Origin of the sequence: Halomonas sp. A3H3 (genome assembly GCF_000982975.1) — a bacterium.
In the GTDB taxonomy this organism is placed as follows: Bacteria; Pseudomonadota; Gammaproteobacteria; order Pseudomonadales; family Halomonadaceae; genus Vreelandella; species Vreelandella titanicae.
Genome location: NZ_HG423343.1, coordinates 3,257,174 through 3,275,690 on the forward strand (window position 1 = coordinate 3,257,174; position 18,517 = coordinate 3,275,690).

An 18,517-nucleotide genomic window follows, 5' to 3' on the forward strand; every position below is an offset into this window, starting at 1 on the left:
CGCCGAGCGAAGGCTAGATAAGGCAAAAATCAACGAAAAAAGGATCGGATTCGCGTGCGAATTTACGGGTGTAAATGAACATTTTGATCGGACTCGGGCACGAGTTGATTTTTAACGCCGTATTGGCGAGCGCAGGCAGTTTTCGTACAAAGCCCAGCATCGCGCATTGTTAAGCAGCCATTAGTCAAAAAATGTGCAAATAACATGCAATTGCCACTTAACCAGGCTTTCTTACAGCTAGATTTTCTTACAATTGGGTTCTCTTACAAATTGGCTTTCATTCACTTGGCTTTCTCTCACTTGAAAGCAATAGACTGACTGGTCTACTTTAGGCATATGAAAAATACTGCAACGCGCGACAAATTAATCGATAGCGGCGCCCAGCTGATTAGTCAGCAAGGCTACAACGCAACGGGCATTAATGCCGTTTTAAAAACCTGCGGTGTGCCTAAAGGCTCTTTCTATCACTACTTTTCCAGCAAAGAAGATTTCGGGTTGGCGGTGATCGAGCGTTTTGCCGCCAGCTATGATGAAACGTTGATGGCGCTGCTGGAAGATAATGACACGCCGCCGCTTGAGCGTCTAAAACGTTACTTCGCGGCTGGCCGTGAGCATATGCACGAGTGCGACCACGCCACGGGCTGTTTGATTGGCAACCTTGGCCAAGAGCTTTCGGGGCAGAGCGATACCTTCCGCGATGCGCTAAATCTAGTCTTTCAGCGCTGGGAGCAGCGTTTTGTGCGCTGCCTGGAAGATGCCCAGGCGCGGGGAGATATTGCCACCCATTCGCCCCCAGAAGCGCTAGCCAGCTTTATTCTTACCGGCTGGGAAGGCGCTATTCTACGCGCCAAGACGTTGAAATCCGTCGAGCCCATGGAACACTTTGAAAAGATTCTGTTCCAGCAAGTGCTGGTGCCTTCCTCTTAACGCTTACCTACTTAAACATCCGTGCTCTAGTGACGAGCTCTGAAGTGATGCTCATCAGCGGCCACATCGTTTCGAGTGGCGGCTATTAGAGCGTCATCAAGTGAAGGGTCGTCCAGTGTTATTAAACCGCACTGTGCCAGCGCTTCGCGCAGGCTGACCTGTTCATCCAGGCGTTGATACACCACCCGCACACAGCAGGGCATGCGTTCACTGTTATCCGCCACGCCTATTTTTAAGCCGGTCAAACGCGTTACTTGGCTCTGAAAACTCGGAAACAGAATCGTCTGAGTGATTTCATGGCCGTTAAGGGTTTCGTGGTCGACCAAAAAGAGTCGATCAGCAAGCTTAACCGCGGTACCTACATAACGATTGTGACACGGGCGGGAGCCGGGCGTGGTCTGCATCCGCTCGGTGCGCTGATAGACCACGCCACCTTCCCGTGCTTCCAGGCACACCAAAGTTCGCATTAACTGCCCCGGTCGCGACATTGAGTGATAAAGCTCAAAGTAACGGCCAATATAGCGCTCCATGCCTTCGCTGCCGCGCTGAACCAGCGCGTTAGGCCAAGGCAGCGTTGCTGGGGTTGCTTCTCTATTGAGCTGGCCGGTTTGTACCAGAGCACGAAAATCATGATGGGGTAGCGCGATATCCTCAGTGGTGACGCCGAAAAAGTGGCAAATGCGCTGAAGAGCGGCGTGGCTGGGGCGGTAGCGCCCACTCAGGTAGCGGTTAAACTGAGCACGGTTGATCGTTAAACGCCGACAAACCTCTGCAATAGACGGGTAGTAGCTGCAGAGCAGGCGCAGGTTGGCCACAAAATCGTCATGCATGGGGTGACTCGATTCTCTTGGTGTCGTGGCTGCCTAATGTGATGGTTCACGCCTCAGAGTGCAACGGCCTTGTGCCAGGGCCGTCGCGCCCATTAAGCAATTTTTTGTTTAAAAACCTTCCAAGACCAGTTTGCCGATCGTGCGGTTGCTCTCAATAAGTGCGTGCGCGCGTTTTAGATTCTCAGCATTAATGGGGCCTAACACCTCGCCTAAGGTGGTTGTTAGCCTTCCATCATCGACCATGGCTGCCACTTCTGTGAGCAGATCGTGCTGCTTGGCAAGATCGTCGGTGGTGAATAACGGGCGGGTAAACATCAGCTCCCAATGCAGCGAAAGGCTTTTCACTTTGAGCTTCCGCACATCGATCAGTTCCGGGTCATCAATCAGTGCCAATTTGCCCTGAGGCTTAAGGGCTTCAACAATGGCCTCAAAGTGGTGATCGGTTTGGTTAAGGCTGATCACCATATCCACCCCGTCAAAGCCTGCCACTTTAAGCGCCTGATCAAGTGGTTGGTGGTGGTCAATCACTGCGTCCGCGCCTAGCGACTTCACCCAGGATTGGCTTTCGGGCCGAGACGCCGTACCAATAACAGTAATATCGGTGAGCTGTTTGGCAAGTTGCACAAGGATTGAGCCCACGCCCCCCGCTGCGCCAATCACCAACAGGCTTTTGCCTTGGGTATCGCGCATGCCCAGCTCTAGCCGGTCAAACAGCAGTTCCCAAGCGGTAATGGCGGTTAATGGAAGCGCAGCGGCTTCAGTGTCAGAAAGGCTTTTTGGCGCTAGGCTGGCGATGCGCTCATCGACCAGTTGAAACTCGGCGTTAGAGCCTTGGCGAGCAACGTTACCCGCATACCACACCCGGTCACCTGGCTGAAAACGCGTAACGGCGCTGCCAACGGCATCCACAATGCCCACAGCATCGTACCCAAGTACGCGCGGCTCGCCGGTTTTCGGCAAGGCGCTGTTGCGCACTTTGGCATCAACGGGGTTTACGGAAATGGCGCTAACCGCAACACGAATATCGTGGGCTTCTGGTGTTGGGATCGGTAACTCAATCTCTTGAAGTGCATCAGGATGATCAATAGGCAGACTTTGGGTAAAGGCAATCGCTTTCATAATGGGGAGTCTCGTGAGTTGTCGTTGCGCCATCATGCCTGGATGTTGTTTTGCTAAAAAGAGGGGTAATCTTGCTAACAGTTTCTAATAAATTTTGAAGATAGCAGGCGCCAGGGGGTCTAATGCGTGTCGATGATCTAAAAGTGCTGACCTATGCCGCCGAGTACGGCAGCCTTTCTGCCGCTGCGCGGGAGTTAGCGATTACTCCAGCGGTGGCCAGTGTGGCCATCAAACGTTTGGAAGACGCGCTAGGCACACGGCTATTGGTGCGCTCTACCCGCAGTTTGCGGCTAACCACCGCGGGCGCACACTACCTTGTGCACGCTAAAGCGGCGCTCAATGCTCTCAACCAAGGCGAGAAAGAACTTCACCGCGAGCGCCAAGAGATCGCTGGAGAGCTCAGTCTTGCCATGCCTTCCGACCTGGGTCGCAATGTGCTGCTGGGCTGGTTGGACACCTTTATGGCCCAGCACCCGCAGTTGCATTTACGCCTGCGAGTAAGTGACCGCGTGAGTGACCTGTTCCGCCAACCCGTAGAAATCGCCCTGCGATACGGCGTTCCAGAAGACTCCAGCCTCGTCGCATTGCCGCTTAAAAGCGATAACTATCGCGTGGTATGTGCCTCTCCAGACTATATTACGCGTCATGGCAGTCCTGCTTACCCCGACGATTTACACCAGCACAACTGTCTGTGTTTCGTGCTTGGCGAACGTGTTCATAACCAGTGGAAGTTTGGGAGTGACAACATCAACGTAAAAGGCAATCGGGTGAGCGACGATGCCGATTGTGTGCGGCGCTGGGCATTGGCTGGCGAGGGCATTGCTTACAAGTCACGGCTAGACGTTGAAGAAGATCTTCGCAATGGTCGCCTAGTGGCAATGCTGGAGGAGTTTCCCTGCGAGCCAACGCCGCTTTACCTTGTGTGCCCTCATCGCCTTTCATTGACGCCTGCCGTGATAGCGTTAAAAGACTTTCTTATTCAGCAGTTAAAAGGTTACAGCCGCTAGCGACTGAGGTCAGGGTTTAACATCAACTTGTATTGCGAATCACTGATATAGGCGTTTATAAAAGGGTTACGCGATTACGTTGTGTTAGTTACATTGCCAGCAGACCAGGAGAACACCATGTTTCATGGGTTTGAAAAACAAACGCGCCACGTTAATGGCGTCGAGATCGCTTTTCGAATGGGTGGCAGAGGCCCGGCACTGCTACTGCTTCATGGCCACCCTCAGACCCACGTGATTTGGCACAAAGTAGCAGAAGAACTTGCCCAACATTTCACCGTTATCGCCGCGGATCTGCGCGGATACGGTGACAGCAGTAAACCCGACGATGATCCTGAGCATCTAAATTACTCCAAGCGCGCTATGGCGCAGGATATGGCTGAGCTAATGAGCGCGCTGGGTTTCGAGCGTTTTAAAGTGCTGGCCCATGATCGCGGCGCGCGGGTCGCCCACCGTTTAGGTGTTGACCACGCTGAACGCGTAGAGCGCATGGTGCTGCTGGATATCGCCCCGACGCTTGCCATGTATCGCGGCACCAACGAGGCCTTTGCACGCAGTTACTGGCACTGGTTCTTCTTGATTCGGCCTCAGCCGCTGCCGGAAATGCTGATCCAGAGCGATCCCACCCAATATCTGAAAAGCGTAATGGGTGCCCGCAGTGCCGGTATGGCGCCTTTCTCCTCAGAAGCCCTGGCCGAATATGAGCGCTGCTTGTCGCTCCCCGGTACCGCCACCGGCATTTGCGGTGACTACCGCGCCAGCGCCACCATCGATTTGGAGCATGATCAGGCCGATATCGATGCGGGCGTAAAACTCACCTGCCCGTTAAAAGTGATGTGGGGCGCGGAAGGCGCCATTGAAGCCTGCTTTGATGCCCTAAGTGAATGGCAAAAAGTCGCCATTGATATAGAAGGCAAGGCGCTTCCTTGCGGCCACTACATCGCTGAGGAAGTTCCCGAAATGCTGCTTGGGGAAGCGCTGCCGTTTCTAGCAGCCTGTCGGGCTTGACCGATCGTCGCGAGAAGTACGGATTTTGAGCCAAATTTATCGATCGATTGAGGCGAATAGCGCGCTATTTAACGAAATCGATCGAATAAAGTTGGCCAAAATACCGGGATTCGCAGTAGATCAGTGTTAAGTCCGACAGGCTGCTAGGCAAGGCAGGGTGACAATAGTGTTTAGATAAACCGATCATAGCCTGGCGGCAGATCGGTTTATTTATTTCCGTCTTTAACGCTCGATACTGCTAACAATAAGCGCCGCATTGACGCCACCAAAACCGAATCCGTTGCACAATACATGCTTAGTGACGTGCTTATGATGAGTCGCCGTGACGAAGGTTAAATCCTGCATATCATCATCGCAGTGCTCAAGATTGATGGTAGGCGGAAGTTGCTGCGTATTGGCTGCCAATACAGAGAAAATACTCTCTATGCCCCCTGCTGCGCCTAAGAGATGGCCTGTGGCGGCTTTCGTTGCCGAAATCGGGATGGCGGGCAAGCGCTCGCCGAATACATTACGCAATGAGGCAATTTCAGCCCGGTCGCCAACGGGGGTCGAGGTAGCGTGGGCATTGATATGGTCAATAGCATCAGTGGTAAGGTTCGCCATGCCTAGCGCTGCTTGAATCGCTGCTGCTGCGCCAGCCCCATCTTTTGGGCCTGCCGTTAGATGATAGGCATCTGCGCTGGTGCCGTAGCCGCTAATCACCGCTAACGGCGTTGCACCCCGCGCGACCGCATGCTCAAGCGTTTCGATCACCATAACGCCAGCGCCTTCTCCCATCACAAAACCGTTACGGGCTTTATCAAAGGGTCTGGACGCGCGTTCAGGGTTGTCTGCTTCTGTGGAAACGGCCTTTAGAGCGTTAAAGCTGGCCAGTGAAAGCGGGTCAATACATGCCTCGGCACCGCCGACGAGGGCTACATCGGCTTCTCCATTGCGTATGATGCGCATACCGTCGCCAATCGCCTGTAGACCTGCCGCGCAAGCCGTTACTGGGCACCCCAGTGGGCCTTGAAAACCATAGCGAATGGACAGATTGCCCGCAGCCAAATTGGCTAGAAAGGCGGGCACCGTGAAGGGGGAAAGTTTGCGATAGCCTCGCTCGGCAAGGGTTTTTTGGGCTTGAGTAATGGTAGGGAAGCCGCCAATGCCGGAACCAATAATGGTGGCCGTTCTGCGTTTCTGAGCCTGCTCAACGGGAAACCAGTTGGCCTGTGACAGTGCCTCTTTGGCTGCCGCCAATGCGTAGAGGCTGAACAAGTCCATTTTGCGCTGCTCTTTGGGGTCAGCTATCTCATCCAGGTCAATACCGCCGCTGGGGTCATGGCTAATGCTCGGCACCACCCCGGCAATTTTGATCGGGATATTACTTGTGTCAAAGCGGTCAATGGTGCTGATGCCAGACTGACCGTTAACCAGTCGCTGCCAACTTGTGTTGACGCTGTTGCCTAGCGGGCTGACCATACCCATGCCAGTAATCACGATAGGTGAGTGCATAGTGACTCCTGAGTTATTGATATGGTCACCCTAGCAATGGGCAATATATGATCAAGATAATATTTAGCTGACGAGGTAGATATGCCTTATCCCAAGAGCCATAAATCGAAAACCAAAGAGCGCATTTTGGCTTCGGCGACAGAGCTATTCAGCCGCAATGGGTTTCAAAAGGTGTCGATCGGTCAGATCATGAAGCTAGCCAAGATGACCCATGGCGCCTTTTATGCACATTTCGCTTCAAAAGAGGCCCTTTACAATGAGTCTGTGCGTCTGACCATTGATAACAGCCGAGCAGCGAGACTGGTAAAAGGCCCGCTTTCGTTGCAGCACTTAACCGAGTTAGTCGCTAACTACTGCAATCTCCAAGAGTTGGAAGCTAAGCATAAGCCGGGGCCTGAAGCGGTACTGTTCAATGAAATAGGCAGTGAAAAAGCAGAAATCCGCACTATGTTTGAAGCGTCATATATGAGTATGAAAAAGATGCTTGAAACGCGATTGATAGCGCTGAGTAAGCTGAAACAACTTCCCTTTGCCGATGACCGCAAAGCGATTGCTGATAAATCCCGGGTCATATTGGCCTCCTTGATAGGGGCCGTCGCCATTGCCAAAAGTTTGCCGGGGGAGGTGGAGCGAAAGCAGGTGTTGGTAGCCACACAACGCCAGATTTTGCTGATGCTCGGGGTCAGCGAAGCTGAGGCGGAGCGTATGATGCAAGCTCAATAGTGCGTGAAGAGAACCCCGAGTTGCTGCTGTAGTAAGAACAACCATTTTTGCACGACATGTGGTAGATGATTTGGGAGACTGACCAAGACGAAGCGGGTAAAAAACTGGATAATGGGCCGCAATTCGCCTACTGCCCACTGCTAGTCAAACTCATTGCTCCGGATGCCCGCTCATGGAAATCAAAGTTAACTATCTCGACAACCTCCGCCTGGAGGCCAAGTTCGACGATTTTACGGTTATCTCCGACCAGCCGATTCGCTATAAAGGTGACGGCTCGGCACCGGGGCCGTTTGACTACTTCCTGGCATCGTCTGCCATGTGTGCGGCCTACTTTGTAAAGGTGTATTGCAACGCCCGCGATATTCCTACCGAAAATATTCGTCTTTCCCAGAATAATATCGTCGATCCGGAAGATCGCTATAAGCAGATTTTCAAAATCCAGGTCGAGCTGCCTGAAGATATTTCTGAAAAAGACCGCCAGGGCATTCTGCGCTCCATTGACCGCTGCACGGTCAAGAAAGTGGTGCAAACTGGCCCTGATTTCCAAATCGAGACGGTAGAAAACATCGATGAGGACGCCCAGGCGCTGCTTATGGGCGCGCCGGAAGGCGGCAGTACCTACATCGAAGGTAAAGACCTGCCGCTGGAGCAGACCATTGCCAATATGAGCGCGATCCTTGCTGACCTGGGCATGAAGATCGAAATCGCCTCCTGGCGTAATATCGTGCCTCATGTTTGGTCATTGCATATTCGCGATGCGGCCTCCCCCATGTGCTTTACCAACGGCAAAGGCGCGACCAAAGAGAGTGCGCTGTGTTCGGCGTTGGGCGAGTTTATCGAACGTCTGAGCTGCAACTTCTTCTATAACGACCAGTTCTTTGGCGAAGAGATGGCGGGCAGCGCCTTTGTTCACTACCCCAATGAGAAGTGGTTCAAGCCGGGCCCGAACGATGAACTGCCTGCGGAAATCCTCGACGAGCACTGCTTGGCGATCTATAACCCGGAAGGCGAGCTGTGCGGCTCAAACCTGATCGATACCAACTCGGGGCGCGAAGACCGGGGCATTGTCTCGCTGCCTTATGTGCGTCAATCCGATGGCGAAACGGTTTACTTTCCTTCCAACCTGATCGAAAACCTGTTCCTGAGTAACGGCATGAGCGCGGGCAATACCCTGGTGGAAGCCCAGGTGCAGTGTCTGTCGGAAATTTTCGAACGGGCAGTGAAGCGTGAAATCCTTGAGCAGGAGCTAACCCTGCCGGATGTACCGCAGGAAGTGTTAGCAAAGTACCCAAGCATAGTAGAGGGTATTAACGCTCTGGAAGCCCAGGGGTTCCCAGTGTTGGTCAAAGATGCCTCCATGGGCGGGCAGTTCCCGGTGATGTGCGTCACCTTGATGAACCCGCGCACCGGTGGCGTGTTTGCCTCCTTTGGTGCCCACCCAAGCTTTGAAGTGGCGCTGGAACGCAGCTTGACCGAGCTGCTACAAGGTCGAAGTTTCGAAGGCCTGAACGATCTGCCGCTGCCCACTTTTAACTCACAGACGGTTTCCGAGCCCAACAACTTCGTTGAGCACTTTATCGACTCGGTGGGCGTGGTCTCCTGGCGCTTCTTTAGCGCCAAGCCCGATTTTGAATTCAGCGAGTGGGACTTCTCCGGCAGCAACGAGGAAGAAGCCGAGACACTGTTTGGTATCTTTGAAGAGCTGGGTGCCGAAGTGTATATGGCGGTACACGAAGACCTGGGCGCGCCGGTGTGCCGAATTCTGGTGCCGGGCTACTCGGAGGTATATCCCATCGAAGATCTGATCTGGGATAACACCAATAAGGCGCTGGATTACCGCGAGGATATTCTTAATCTGCATCGCCTCGACGATGATCAACTGACTGACCTGGTCGAGCGGCTGGAAGAGAGCCAGATGGATGACCACGCCGATATCATTACGCTGATTGGTATCGAGTTTGATGAAAACACCGAGTGGGGACAGCTGACGATTCTGGAACTGAAGCTGTTGGTCTACCTGGCGCTTGGCCGTCACGAAGAAGCGCTGGACTGTGTGCAGATGTTCCTGCAGTACAACGACAACACCGTCGAGCGCGGCCTGTTCTACCAGGCGGTGAACGCGGTGCTGGAAATTGTGTTGGATGACGAGCTGGCGCTTGAAGATTATCTGCATAACTTCCAGCGCATGTTCGGCGAAGCCACCATGGTGGCGGTGGTTGGTTCAGTGAGTGGCGAGGTACGTTTCCACGGCCTAACGCCCACTAACATGCAGTTAGAAGGCCTAGAGCGCCACCAGCGCTTGATTGAAAGCTATAAAAAGCTCCACGCTGCTCGGGCGGCAAAAGCGGGCATCTAAGCATTATCCAAAAATGATGATCGTTAACTGCTGGCGTTACGGCGCCAGTAGAGAAGCCGGTTTGCTCCGTACAGTCGGTCTAATCAGCAGAGTGGAACCAGGATTGGTGACTGAGGAATTCGATTAACTCGCTGCGAAACAGCTTGGCCCGCGCTGAAAGGCTTCGCCGGTAGGGCCATACCAGGAAAATTTCCCTGTTGAGCCCCTGCCACTCAGGCAGTACTCGGATTAACTCCCCCGTTTGTAGGCTGTTGGCCACCATGCTGGTAGGCATCAAGGAAACGCCGGCGCCCGATTGGGTGAGATTCAGCACAATACTCATGTCGTTACTGATGTGAAAATGGCTTTTGCGGCAAGTGTACTGACTGCCTTCCCTGTGCGTGAGATGCCAGTCGCTAAACATTTTGGCGGCCACGCTGGGGCACGCTTCTAACTCATCAATCTTACTGGGAAGAGGATGCATCATGGTGGGTGATGCCACCAATATGAGCTCTATATAGCCCAGGTATTTCTGGATCAGCGTATCGTCTTTTTGTGGCCCAGAGCGTAGTGCAATATCCGCTTGTTGGCCGCGAATGTCGGCTACGTTGTTGTCCAGCTCGATGGTCAGCGAAATCTCAGGGTAGCGATGGATAAAGTGACGCCAAAATGCATCTAGCGGCCCGCTGCCCAAATTGACCGGCGCCATAATTTTCAACGGCCCGCTTAGGCTATGCAGCGTTTGATCCAGATCCAAAATGCGCTGATCTAGTGCGAGCACCAATTCCTCACATTCGCGGTAGTAGGATTCGCCGTGAGGCGTCAACGTCAACCCCTTGGTTGAGCGATAGAGCAACTCAACGCCTAGCGTGGCTTCTAATGCGCTTATACGCCTCGACACGGTGGCAATAGTCATCTTCAACGGTGCCGCCGCAGCCGTGAGACTGCGTTGATTAGCGGCCACGATAAAGATATTTAGGTCATCTAACGAGGGTTTTCGCATTTTGCAATTCTGTAAAATTGATTCTCATATATTGGCATATATTACCGTTATAGATGTTTGTTAATCTACCTGCACTTATACATCATCCTTAGGTACTCTCATGAAACATAGAATTATCTTCGCTATTCTCATGTCGTTTACGCTATCGCTAATTATGTCTGCCTGGGTGACCTACGTGAATATCGGCATGCATGCTGATTTTGTTGGCATCTGGATGCACGCTTGGTTTCTTGCCTGGCCAGCCGCTGGGATCATTGCGTTTATCAGCGGCCCCTTTATCCATAAGTTAGCCCACCGCATTGCCGAGAAGGTCTGACGGCTTGCCTGATGCACTATGGTGCACCCACTGATGCAGCGAGTGCACACAACTGCACCGCTGCGCCAAATTTAATCCTGCCCCACACTTGGTAAAACGTTCTCCGCGGCGCGAATTCCACAAGCGCGATAACAAACGACGCGAATTCAAACATAACGCTAATACAAAAACGCGGAGAGAATCACATGCTCGATATGCTCAATGACCTCCTGTGGGGGAAGGTTCTACTAGTGCTGCTGGTGGGCGTTGGCATCGGTTTTACCGTTGCGTCCCGCTTTGTACAGTTTCGTTATTTCGGTGAGATGTTTCGCATCCTCGGTTCCGGCCAAGCCTTTAAGCGCAATAAACACGGCCATTTAAGCTCGTTTCAGGCGCTGGTGCTCTCAGTGGCTGGGCGCGTTGGTGGTGGCAACATCGCCGGCGTAGCGGTTGCGATTACCTTGGGTGGCCCAGGGGCGATTTTTTGGATGTGGTTGGTGGGTTTAATGGGTATGGCCACCAGCTTTTTGGAATGCACCCTGGCACAGACCTATAAAGAAGCCGAAGGTGACGGCACCTATCGCGGCGGCCCCGCGTACTACATTGTTAAAGGGCTGGGTAAGCAGTGGCGCTGGCTGGCAGCGTTCTACTCGGTACTGCTGCTGTTGACCTTCGGTTTTGCCTTTACCGCACTGCAATCCTATGCGGTGGCAACCTCTTTCGGCGATGCTTTTGGCGTACCGGTGCTTTATAGCGGTATTGCCCTGGCGATGCTGGTAGGGCTGATTATTTTCGGCGGTATTAAGCGTATTGCACGTATTTCCGAGGTTTTGGTGCCCTTTATGGCGGTGAGCTATATCGCCATTGCGCTGCTGGTCATCGCCATGAATATTACGGAAATACCTGGCGTGATTGTGCTGATTGTAAAGAGCGCTTTCGGCCTTGAACCACTGATTGGTGGCGGTATTGGCGCGGCAATTATGATGGGCCTGAAGCGTGGCCTGTTCTCTAATGAAGCGGGCTTGGGTAGTGCGCCAAACGTCGCGGCGGTGGCCTATGTGCCGCACCCTGCCAACCAGGGCATCGTGCAGGCGTTTTCGGTATTTATCGATACCGTGATTATCTGTTCCGCCACGGCGTTTGTGATTCTGCTCAGCGGTGCTTATGACCCGACCGTAGGTGCTGGTGTTGAAGGCATCGCCCTGACCCAGGCAGCGCTGGCCGACCATGTGGGCGAATGGGGCCGCACTTTTGTCAGTTTGGCACTGTTGCTGTTTGCGTTTAGCACCATTCTCTACAACTACTACTTGGGTGAGAACAGCCTCAACTTCTTTAGCCGCGACAACCAGAACCTGTTTAACGCCTTCCGCGTTGCCATCGTGCTGTTGGTTTGCTGGGGCGCGACCACTGATTTGGGCACCGTGTTCGGCTTTGCTGATGTCACCATGGGGCTGCTCGCCGTGGTCAACCTGATTGCGCTGATCATGCTGTTCAAGTGCGGCCTGCGCATTTTGAAGGACTTCGATGGTCAGCGTCGGCAGGGCATCAAACAGCCGATTTTTGACGCTAACCAGCACCCAGATCTTGACCTGGATCCAAAAGCCTGGGAGCTAGAGCCTGAAGAGGCCGAAGCGTTAAAGCAGCGCCTGGAAGGCGTGCCTGCGAAGTAAGTATTTATTTAGACGACTGTACTGATTAGGAAAGGAGTGGCCATGCCCCGCGTACTGATGCTCTATACCGGTGGGACTATTGGTATGCAGCCATCGTCACAGGGTTATATACCTTGCGCGGGGCTGGCCGAACGCCTAGCGGCGCATTTGGCATTGGACGATCTTTACCGGCTGCCAGCGTTTGATGTGCTGGAAATGCAGCCGTTGATTGATAGCGCCGAGCTAATGCCAGAGGCCTGGAACCGTTTGGTGGCACAGCTGGAAATCCACTGGTCGTGCTATGAAGCGTTTGTGATACTCCATGGCACCGATACCATGGCGTACAGCGCCGCGGCGCTTTCGTTTATGCTCGGTGCGTTGAATAAGCCGGTGATCTTCACCGGCTCCCAAATTCCCCTGGGTGAGCCAAGAAGCGATGCGCTGAATAATGTGTTCAGCGCGCTGCAGCTTGCGGTTCACCCCGCAACACCTTGTGAAGTAAGCCTGGTGTTTCACGACCGGCTGTTGCGCGGTAACCGAGCCCGCAAGGTGCGCACTCAAGGCTTGGATGCCTTCGACTCACCCAACTTCCCCTGGCTTGCCGAGCTTGGCATTGGTATAAACTTCCCTCAGCCCTCGGCGCTGCTAAGCGGTAAACCGAATTTTGCACCTATTGAGGTGGACGACGAGGCGGTGGCGGTACTGCCGCTGCATCCAGGAATGTCGCTGCGCCGCGCAAAGGCGTTGCTGGCGGATAAAACGCTAAAAGGGCTGGTGCTTTATAGCTACGGGGTTGGCAACCCGCTTAGCTTTGAAGGCGAGCTGCTTGACGCCTTGAAGGCGGCCAGCGAGAGAGGCGTAGCGCTGCTTAACGTCACCCAGTGTGCCCAAGGCGAGGTAGTGCAGGGCGCCTACGCCACCGGTGCCGCACTCAATCAAGCGGGCGTGATTGCCGGAAGTGATATTACCCTGGAAGCAGCTATCGCGAAACTAACCGTACTCATTGGGCAAGGGCTGGTGGGGTCAATGCTGAGCAAGGCATTGAGTGCGCCCATGCGCGGTGAGTGTAGCCGTTAAGCTTATCAGCGGGAAGAAACGCTCAGCGCGGTGACGGTTAGCAAGATGATCCCCATACCGACCATTTGAATAACGCCCAGGCTTTCGTTTAACACCGCTACACCAAACAGGGTGGCGGTAATCGGCTCGACCATGGCAACCATGGAGGCTAGCGCAGGTGCCGCATGCTTGATACCTACCACGTACAGCAGAAAAGATAGTCCAGCGCCGAGAATGCCCAGCGCCACAAACAGCGGCAGCTCCGGAGCGCTGATAACGCTGACAGCCTGGTTAATGTCCGTTGGAAACAGCAGTGCGATGGCTAGCACGGTGAAGGCGACCGAAAGAATTGCCTGAGGACTGCCATGGGGCGCGGCATACTTGAAACCAAAAATGAACGCTGTATAAGAGAGCCCGGCAAGCAGCCCGGTGCCTACGCCAATTAACGAGAGACCACTGGCGCTGATGGCATACAGCTTGGTTAACAGCACAATACCCACCATGACCAGCGCAATGGCCAGCCACTTGGCAGCGGTGGGGCGCTCTAGTTTGAGGGAAAATGAGACGAGGTAGACAAAAACAGGGGCGCAGTACATCAGGGTGGCAGCGACCGCAACGTTGCCATACTCAATACTAAGAAAATAGAACGTAAAATTGCCAGCGACGCCCAGGCCTGCAACCACTGACCAGAACCAAAGCCGCTTGCTGTTTAGGCCGCTATGCCGACGTTGAAGCAGCAGCCACCCAAGTGCGAAGAGAAGCCCTATAAACCCTCGATAAAATGACACGACGGCTGCATCCCAGCCGTCGTCTAACAAAATGCCTGCGATTCCCCCAGATATCCCCCAGCAGAAGGCCGCCAGCGCTATCAATAAACTGCTTGCGCCTGCCATATTTCACCTATCGTCCTTGAGCGGTAAACACTCGGGAGCAACGAATGTTTAAACGCATTTCTACTGCTTAGCGATGGCTCCTGATCTACTGCCTGTAGACCTTAATGCGGCTCCCCTGAAAGGTAGACGCTGAGCCCAGTGAACGAAAGCCAGCTAACACCAGCTATCCAAAAAACCAGTAACACACCGCAATCGCAGTGGTTACTCCCGCCACATCGGCGACCAACGCACAGCCCAACCCGTGGCGAATGCGAGTGATACCCACGGCGCCAAAGTAGACAGCCAGCACATAGAAGGTGGTTTCAGTGCTACCTTGCATAGTGGCCGCGAGTAGCCCGGCGAAGCTGTCTACGCCGAAAGTATCCATGGTTTCGATCATCATGGCGCGGGCGCCGCTGCCAGAAAGCGGTTTCACAAAGGCGGTGGGGAGAGCATCGACAAAGCGGGTGTCCCAGCCAAAGCCTTCTACTATCCAGCGGATACCGCCTAAGCCAGCGTCTAAAACGCCGCTGGCGCGCAGTACGCCGACTGCCACCAGCATGGCGATCAAGTAAGGCAGCAACGTGATGGTAAAGCTCAGCCCCTCTTTTGCACCTTCAATAAAGGCGTCGTACACCCTCACCCCACGTAACGCCCCGACCATTAAAAACATCATCACGATGCTAAATAGCGTCAGGTTACCGACTAGCGTAGAGGCCGCGGCTAGCGCCTGGGCGGACATGCCTGCCAGCGTGGTTATCAGTAGCCCCAACGCAAGTGCAGCAATCGCTAAATAGGCTAGCACCACGGGCTGCCAGAGTTTTAAGCGCTGCATCAGTGCCACCGCCAAAAGCCCTGCCAGGCTGGAGGCGGTTGTCGCTAGTAAAATAGGTAAAAAGACCAGAGTGGGGTCGGCGGCGCCTTGCTGGGCGCGATACATAAAAATCGTTACCGGCAATAGCGTGAGAGAAGAGGTATTGAGCACCAGAAACAGAATTTGTGCGTTGCTGGCGGTCTCACTGCTGGGGTTAAGGCTCTGCAGCGAGTGCATCGCCTTGATGCCAATCGGTGTGGCGGCGTTATCCAGACCCAGGATATTCGCCGCGAAGTTCATGCTGATCAGCCCCATAGCAGGGTGGCCGCGAGGAACCTCTGGCATCAAGCGGCAGAACAGCGGGTCGAGCACCCGTCCAAGCAGGCGAATCAAGCCTGCCTTTTCGGCAATCGAAAGAAACCCTAGCCACAGCGTCATGGTGCCCAGCAGCACCAGGATAATATCAACGCTCACTTCCGCCATGTCGAACAGTGACTGCACCAAGCGGGCAAATACCTCGCTATCGCCGCCAACCAACCACTGCCAGAGTGAGGCCGCGAAGGCAGCGATAAAGAAGCTTAACCAAATTCCGTTGAGCATGGGGAGTGGGCATCCTGGGGGGTAAGAGTTTTTATATCTCCAGCAATGCCACTTATCCTAACCAATGAGCGCCCGTCACCGCTAACCCGACAGCGAAAGAAAGAACAGAATCAGCGGCGGGGAGAGCAGTGAAAGGATAAAACCGCTGACCACGGCAATGGGTACGCAGGCCACACCGCCGTGCTGCTGAATGACGGGCAGGGTGAAATCCATGGAGGTGGCGCCGCCGTAACCAATCGCCAGTGCGGTATGGCGGTGAATCACCAGTGGAATCAATATAAACGCCAGCAGCTCCCGGGTCAGGTCGTTGAAGAACGCCACACCGCCCATCAGTGGGCCTAGCTGGTCGCCGATCAAGATGGCCGAAAGAGAGTACCAGCCAAAGCCTGACGCCATCGCCAGGCCTTCGTTCCAGCTTAATGAGAGCAGCGGGGCGGCAGCCAAGCCTGCCAGCAGCGAACTTATTGCTAGCGTCACCGCAATCGCCAGCCCCATGCGGTTAAGTAAGATCTGCCTGAGTGGCATGCCGGAGTTACGCAGCTGGCAGCCAATCAGTGCCAGCAGCAGGTAGAGTACCCATTCGGCCAGTAAATCTGCGCTGTTGAAAAGCCTATCACCCAGGAGTGGCCCCAGCAGCAGGCCAGCGATAACTCCCCCTGCCACCACGGCGACCAATAACAGCGAACCCTGCATGGCCGCCAGCTTACTGGTCGGAGCATTTTTCACCACCGGTGAGCTACCGGCCTTAAGCGTTAAACGGCGCGATAGCCACCATAGTGCTGCTAAGTTAAACAGCGTGGTAATGCTAAATAACAGCAAGGCGTTGCCACCCAGGCGCGAAAGCTGGCTAGTCAGGTTTTCAAGCCCGGCAAGGCTTATGCCCATGAAGAGCAGAATCAGGTAAACCGAGCCATTAACCGCTCGGTTGATCAGGTTCTGTAACTGTATGGAACGGACGCGAACCAGATAGCCAAGAAAAAGCGGTAGTAGAACAATCAATAAACCGGAAAACATTTAGGGCGTCGCGCCACCGTTTGGGTTGAAGTTAGTTAATGTCAGCTGCGTTTCGCGGCGACCCTCTTTTCGATACACCGCAGAAAGAATCAGCCCGGGCCAGTCAGGGTGAAAGCTAATGGTTAGCAGGCGGTCGGGCTTCTCGATATCAATGAGCGATACGTTCAGTGCTTCAAACTCTCCTGCGGGAACCTCAATGCTGCCTGGGGCGGTAACATAATATTGAAAGTGCTCATCGCGGCCTTTTTGATCGACAAACTCAATCGCGCAGGGCGTGCTTTGTGTACAGTTTTCGTGTCCCGCCCGGCGGGAGAGATCAAATAGCGCCGCTTGGCGATCTAAAGTGGGGATCTCACCTTCGTTCAGTTGATAGCTATCACCCACGCCCAGCACCGAATAGCTGCTGCTAAAGAGCAGAGCGTTGGTGTCATTGCCATTGAGCGAAAAACGGCTGAACTCCTGGCCGCGCGCCACGGTGATTGAAAAGCGCATATCGCTTAACCAGTGATTCCCTTCGTTAGAGAGGCGATGGGTAATGGTAGCCCCAGGCCAACCGCGAACCTCAAGCCGGTACTGTGCTTCAAAGGGTTGGGGGGCTTCAAAGGGCTGCGGCTCTTTGAACGTCTCAGTTGCTAATGCCATGCCACTTGAGCAGGAAATAGCAAAACCCAACCCCACACACCTGAGCGCGCGGCCAGGTAGTCGTGCGAAAACATTGACCAAGGGCCTTTCCTCCATAAAGGGTATCTTCCTAAGAGCCTTTAGCCACTGCTTGGTTCCCAGCGCGCCAGTATAGCCTGGGTGAGGGGTGGCGTCAGTAACCTGCTTCCGGGTTGATGGTGGAGAGTTTTTCACCCGATTCAAAGGCATGCAAGTAAGCGATCACTTGGTCGATGGCATCATTCAGCGGAGTAGGCGCCGCCATATGGGGTGTGACGATTACCTTAGGATGCTGCCAGAGCGGGTTGTCAGTGGGCAGTGGCTCTTCCTGGAAGACATCCAATAGCGCACCCCGCAGGTGCCCCGGCTGGTTACCGCTACCCAGTGCTTCCAATAGCGCCTGCTCATCAATCAAGCTACCCCGGCCAGGATTAATCACACTAGCCCCTTGGGGCAGCTGGGCCAGCCGCTCGGCGTTGAGAATATGTTGAGTGGCGGCCGTATCGGGCAAAATGGTGATCAGGCTCTGCACTTGGCCGAGCAGTTCGCTTAATCCATCATCGCCATGAAAGCAGTGCACGCCACGGATCTGCTTGGGGGAGCGGCTCCAGCCCAGTACAGGGAAACCTGCTTGCTCCAAGGCGCTGGCCACAAAGCTGCCAATAGCGCCCAGGCCTAATACACCCACCGGCCACTGGGATTTTTCCACCACCTCTTGCGGCTTCCAAGTGGCGTTTTGCTGCTGCTCTGAGTAACGATCCATGCTGCGGTAAAAGTGCAGTACGCCATAGAAGGCGTAATCGGCCATCAGCTCGCCCATGCCCGCATCGCGCAATTTTACAATTGGCACGTCGCTGGGCAGGCCTGGGGTTTTCAGCAAATAATCCACCCCTGCGCCTAAATTGATGATGCCTTTGAGCTGGGTCTGCTCTTGCAGTAAATGGGCGGGGGCTTTCCAGATGGCGAGATAGTCAGCGTCTTTACGCTCATCCGCTGGTGCCTCGCTGGTGAGTACGGTGGCTTGGGGCAACGCTTCCGCAAGCGCCGCTTGCCACTGTGCCGCCTCATCAATATGCACAACAATTTTCATTTCGTTTCCTCTCGCTAAACGTGT

17 protein-coding genes are annotated in these 18,517 nt (G+C 54.2%); 8 read left to right on the top strand and 9 right to left on the bottom strand.

Going from position 1 to position 18,517, the window contains the following annotated elements:
• The first annotated feature begins 336 nt into the window (after positions 1 to 336).
• A complete protein-coding gene (locus HALA3H3_RS14470) occupies positions 337 to 927 on the top strand; it encodes a TetR/AcrR family transcriptional regulator (RefSeq protein WP_022522312.1) in 591 nt (196 codons plus the stop codon).
• 26 nt (positions 928 to 953) lie between these two features.
• Here the strand turns inward: HALA3H3_RS14470 and HALA3H3_RS14475 are convergent, their stop codons facing one another.
• Positions 954 to 1,757 carry a helix-turn-helix domain-containing protein gene (locus tag HALA3H3_RS14475; RefSeq protein ID WP_022522313.1) on the bottom strand — a complete coding sequence of 268 codons (804 nt, stop codon included), beginning with the start codon at positions 1,755 to 1,757 and terminating at the stop codon, positions 954 to 956.
• 108 nt (positions 1,758 to 1,865) lie between these two features.
• The gene (locus tag HALA3H3_RS14480; RefSeq protein WP_022522314.1) at positions 1,866 to 2,876 is read right to left on the bottom strand and encodes a zinc-binding alcohol dehydrogenase family protein; all 1,011 of its coding nucleotides are present in this window, start codon (positions 2,874 to 2,876) and stop codon (positions 1,866 to 1,868) included.
• A 122-nt stretch (positions 2,877 to 2,998) separates the two neighbouring features.
• On the opposite strand from HALA3H3_RS14480, the gene HALA3H3_RS14485 reads away from it, so the two are divergent.
• Complete coding sequence (locus HALA3H3_RS14485; RefSeq protein ID WP_009287358.1) at positions 2,999 to 3,883, top strand: LysR family transcriptional regulator; 885 nt, start codon at positions 2,999 to 3,001, stop codon at positions 3,881 to 3,883.
• A gap of 117 nt (positions 3,884 to 4,000) precedes the next feature.
• On the top strand, positions 4,001 to 4,888 hold the full coding sequence (locus HALA3H3_RS14490) for an alpha/beta fold hydrolase (RefSeq protein WP_022522315.1): 888 nt from the start codon (positions 4,001 to 4,003) through the stop codon (positions 4,886 to 4,888).
• Between the two features lie 222 nt (positions 4,889 to 5,110).
• Here HALA3H3_RS14490 and fabF read toward each other — a convergent pair whose 3' ends face one another.
• Positions 5,111 to 6,382 carry a beta-ketoacyl-ACP synthase II gene (gene fabF / locus HALA3H3_RS14495; protein ID WP_022522316.1) on the bottom strand — a complete coding sequence of 424 codons (1,272 nt, stop codon included), beginning with the start codon at positions 6,380 to 6,382 and terminating at the stop codon, positions 5,111 to 5,113.
• An 81-nt stretch (positions 6,383 to 6,463) separates the two neighbouring features.
• Here fabF and HALA3H3_RS14500 point away from each other — a divergent pair, with 81 nt between their 5' ends.
• The gene (locus HALA3H3_RS14500) at positions 6,464 to 7,105 is read left to right on the top strand and encodes a TetR/AcrR family transcriptional regulator (RefSeq protein ID WP_022522317.1); all 642 of its coding nucleotides are present in this window, start codon (positions 6,464 to 6,466) and stop codon (positions 7,103 to 7,105) included.
• 172 nt (positions 7,106 to 7,277) lie between these two features.
• Positions 7,278 to 9,461 (top strand): OsmC domain/YcaO domain-containing protein, encoded by a 2,184-nt coding sequence (locus HALA3H3_RS14505; protein WP_022522318.1) that lies wholly within the window; start codon positions 7,278 to 7,280, stop codon positions 9,459 to 9,461.
• 79 nt (positions 9,462 to 9,540) lie between these two features.
• Here the strand turns inward: HALA3H3_RS14505 and HALA3H3_RS14510 are convergent, their stop codons facing one another.
• A complete protein-coding gene (locus HALA3H3_RS14510) occupies positions 9,541 to 10,443 on the bottom strand; it encodes a LysR family transcriptional regulator (RefSeq protein ID WP_022522319.1) in 903 nt (300 codons plus the stop codon).
• A 100-nt stretch (positions 10,444 to 10,543) separates the two neighbouring features.
• Between HALA3H3_RS14510 and HALA3H3_RS14515 the strand changes: the two genes are divergently transcribed.
• From HALA3H3_RS14515 to HALA3H3_RS14525, 3 genes are all read left to right on the top strand, one after another.
• Positions 10,544 to 10,759: a DUF2798 domain-containing protein gene (locus HALA3H3_RS14515; protein WP_022522320.1), complete on the top strand. Its 216-nt coding sequence runs from the start codon at positions 10,544 to 10,546 to the stop codon at positions 10,757 to 10,759.
• A gap of 185 nt (positions 10,760 to 10,944) precedes the next feature.
• Positions 10,945 to 12,408, top strand: a complete 1,464-nt coding sequence (locus HALA3H3_RS14520) for an alanine/glycine:cation symporter family protein (protein WP_022522321.1) — start codon at positions 10,945 to 10,947, stop codon at positions 12,406 to 12,408.
• Positions 12,409 to 12,450: 42 nt separating this feature from the next.
• Entirely contained in the window at positions 12,451 to 13,464 is a 1,014-nt protein-coding gene (locus tag HALA3H3_RS14525) for an asparaginase domain-containing protein (RefSeq protein WP_022522322.1), read from the top strand.
• Between the two features lie 5 nt (positions 13,465 to 13,469).
• Here the strand turns inward: HALA3H3_RS14525 and HALA3H3_RS14530 are convergent, their stop codons facing one another.
• The 5 genes from HALA3H3_RS14530 to HALA3H3_RS14550 form a co-directional block, all read right to left on the bottom strand.
• A complete protein-coding gene (locus tag HALA3H3_RS14530; protein WP_022522323.1) occupies positions 13,470 to 14,336 on the bottom strand; it encodes a DMT family transporter in 867 nt (288 codons plus the stop codon).
• Positions 14,337 to 14,499: 163 nt separating this feature from the next.
• Positions 14,500 to 15,729 (bottom strand): nucleoside recognition domain-containing protein, encoded by a 1,230-nt coding sequence (locus HALA3H3_RS14535; RefSeq protein WP_022522324.1) that lies wholly within the window; start codon positions 15,727 to 15,729, stop codon positions 14,500 to 14,502.
• A gap of 81 nt (positions 15,730 to 15,810) precedes the next feature.
• Positions 15,811 to 16,743 (bottom strand): LysO family transporter, encoded by a 933-nt coding sequence (locus tag HALA3H3_RS14540; protein ID WP_009287351.1) that lies wholly within the window; start codon positions 16,741 to 16,743, stop codon positions 15,811 to 15,813.
• Positions 16,744 to 17,385: a hypothetical protein gene (locus HALA3H3_RS14545; RefSeq protein WP_082116920.1), complete on the bottom strand. Its 642-nt coding sequence runs from the start codon at positions 17,383 to 17,385 to the stop codon at positions 16,744 to 16,746.
• Between the two features lie 172 nt (positions 17,386 to 17,557).
• Positions 17,558 to 18,493, bottom strand: a complete 936-nt coding sequence (locus HALA3H3_RS14550; protein ID WP_022522326.1) for a 2-hydroxyacid dehydrogenase — start codon at positions 18,491 to 18,493, stop codon at positions 17,558 to 17,560.
• Positions 18,494 to 18,517 lie beyond the last annotated feature (24 nt).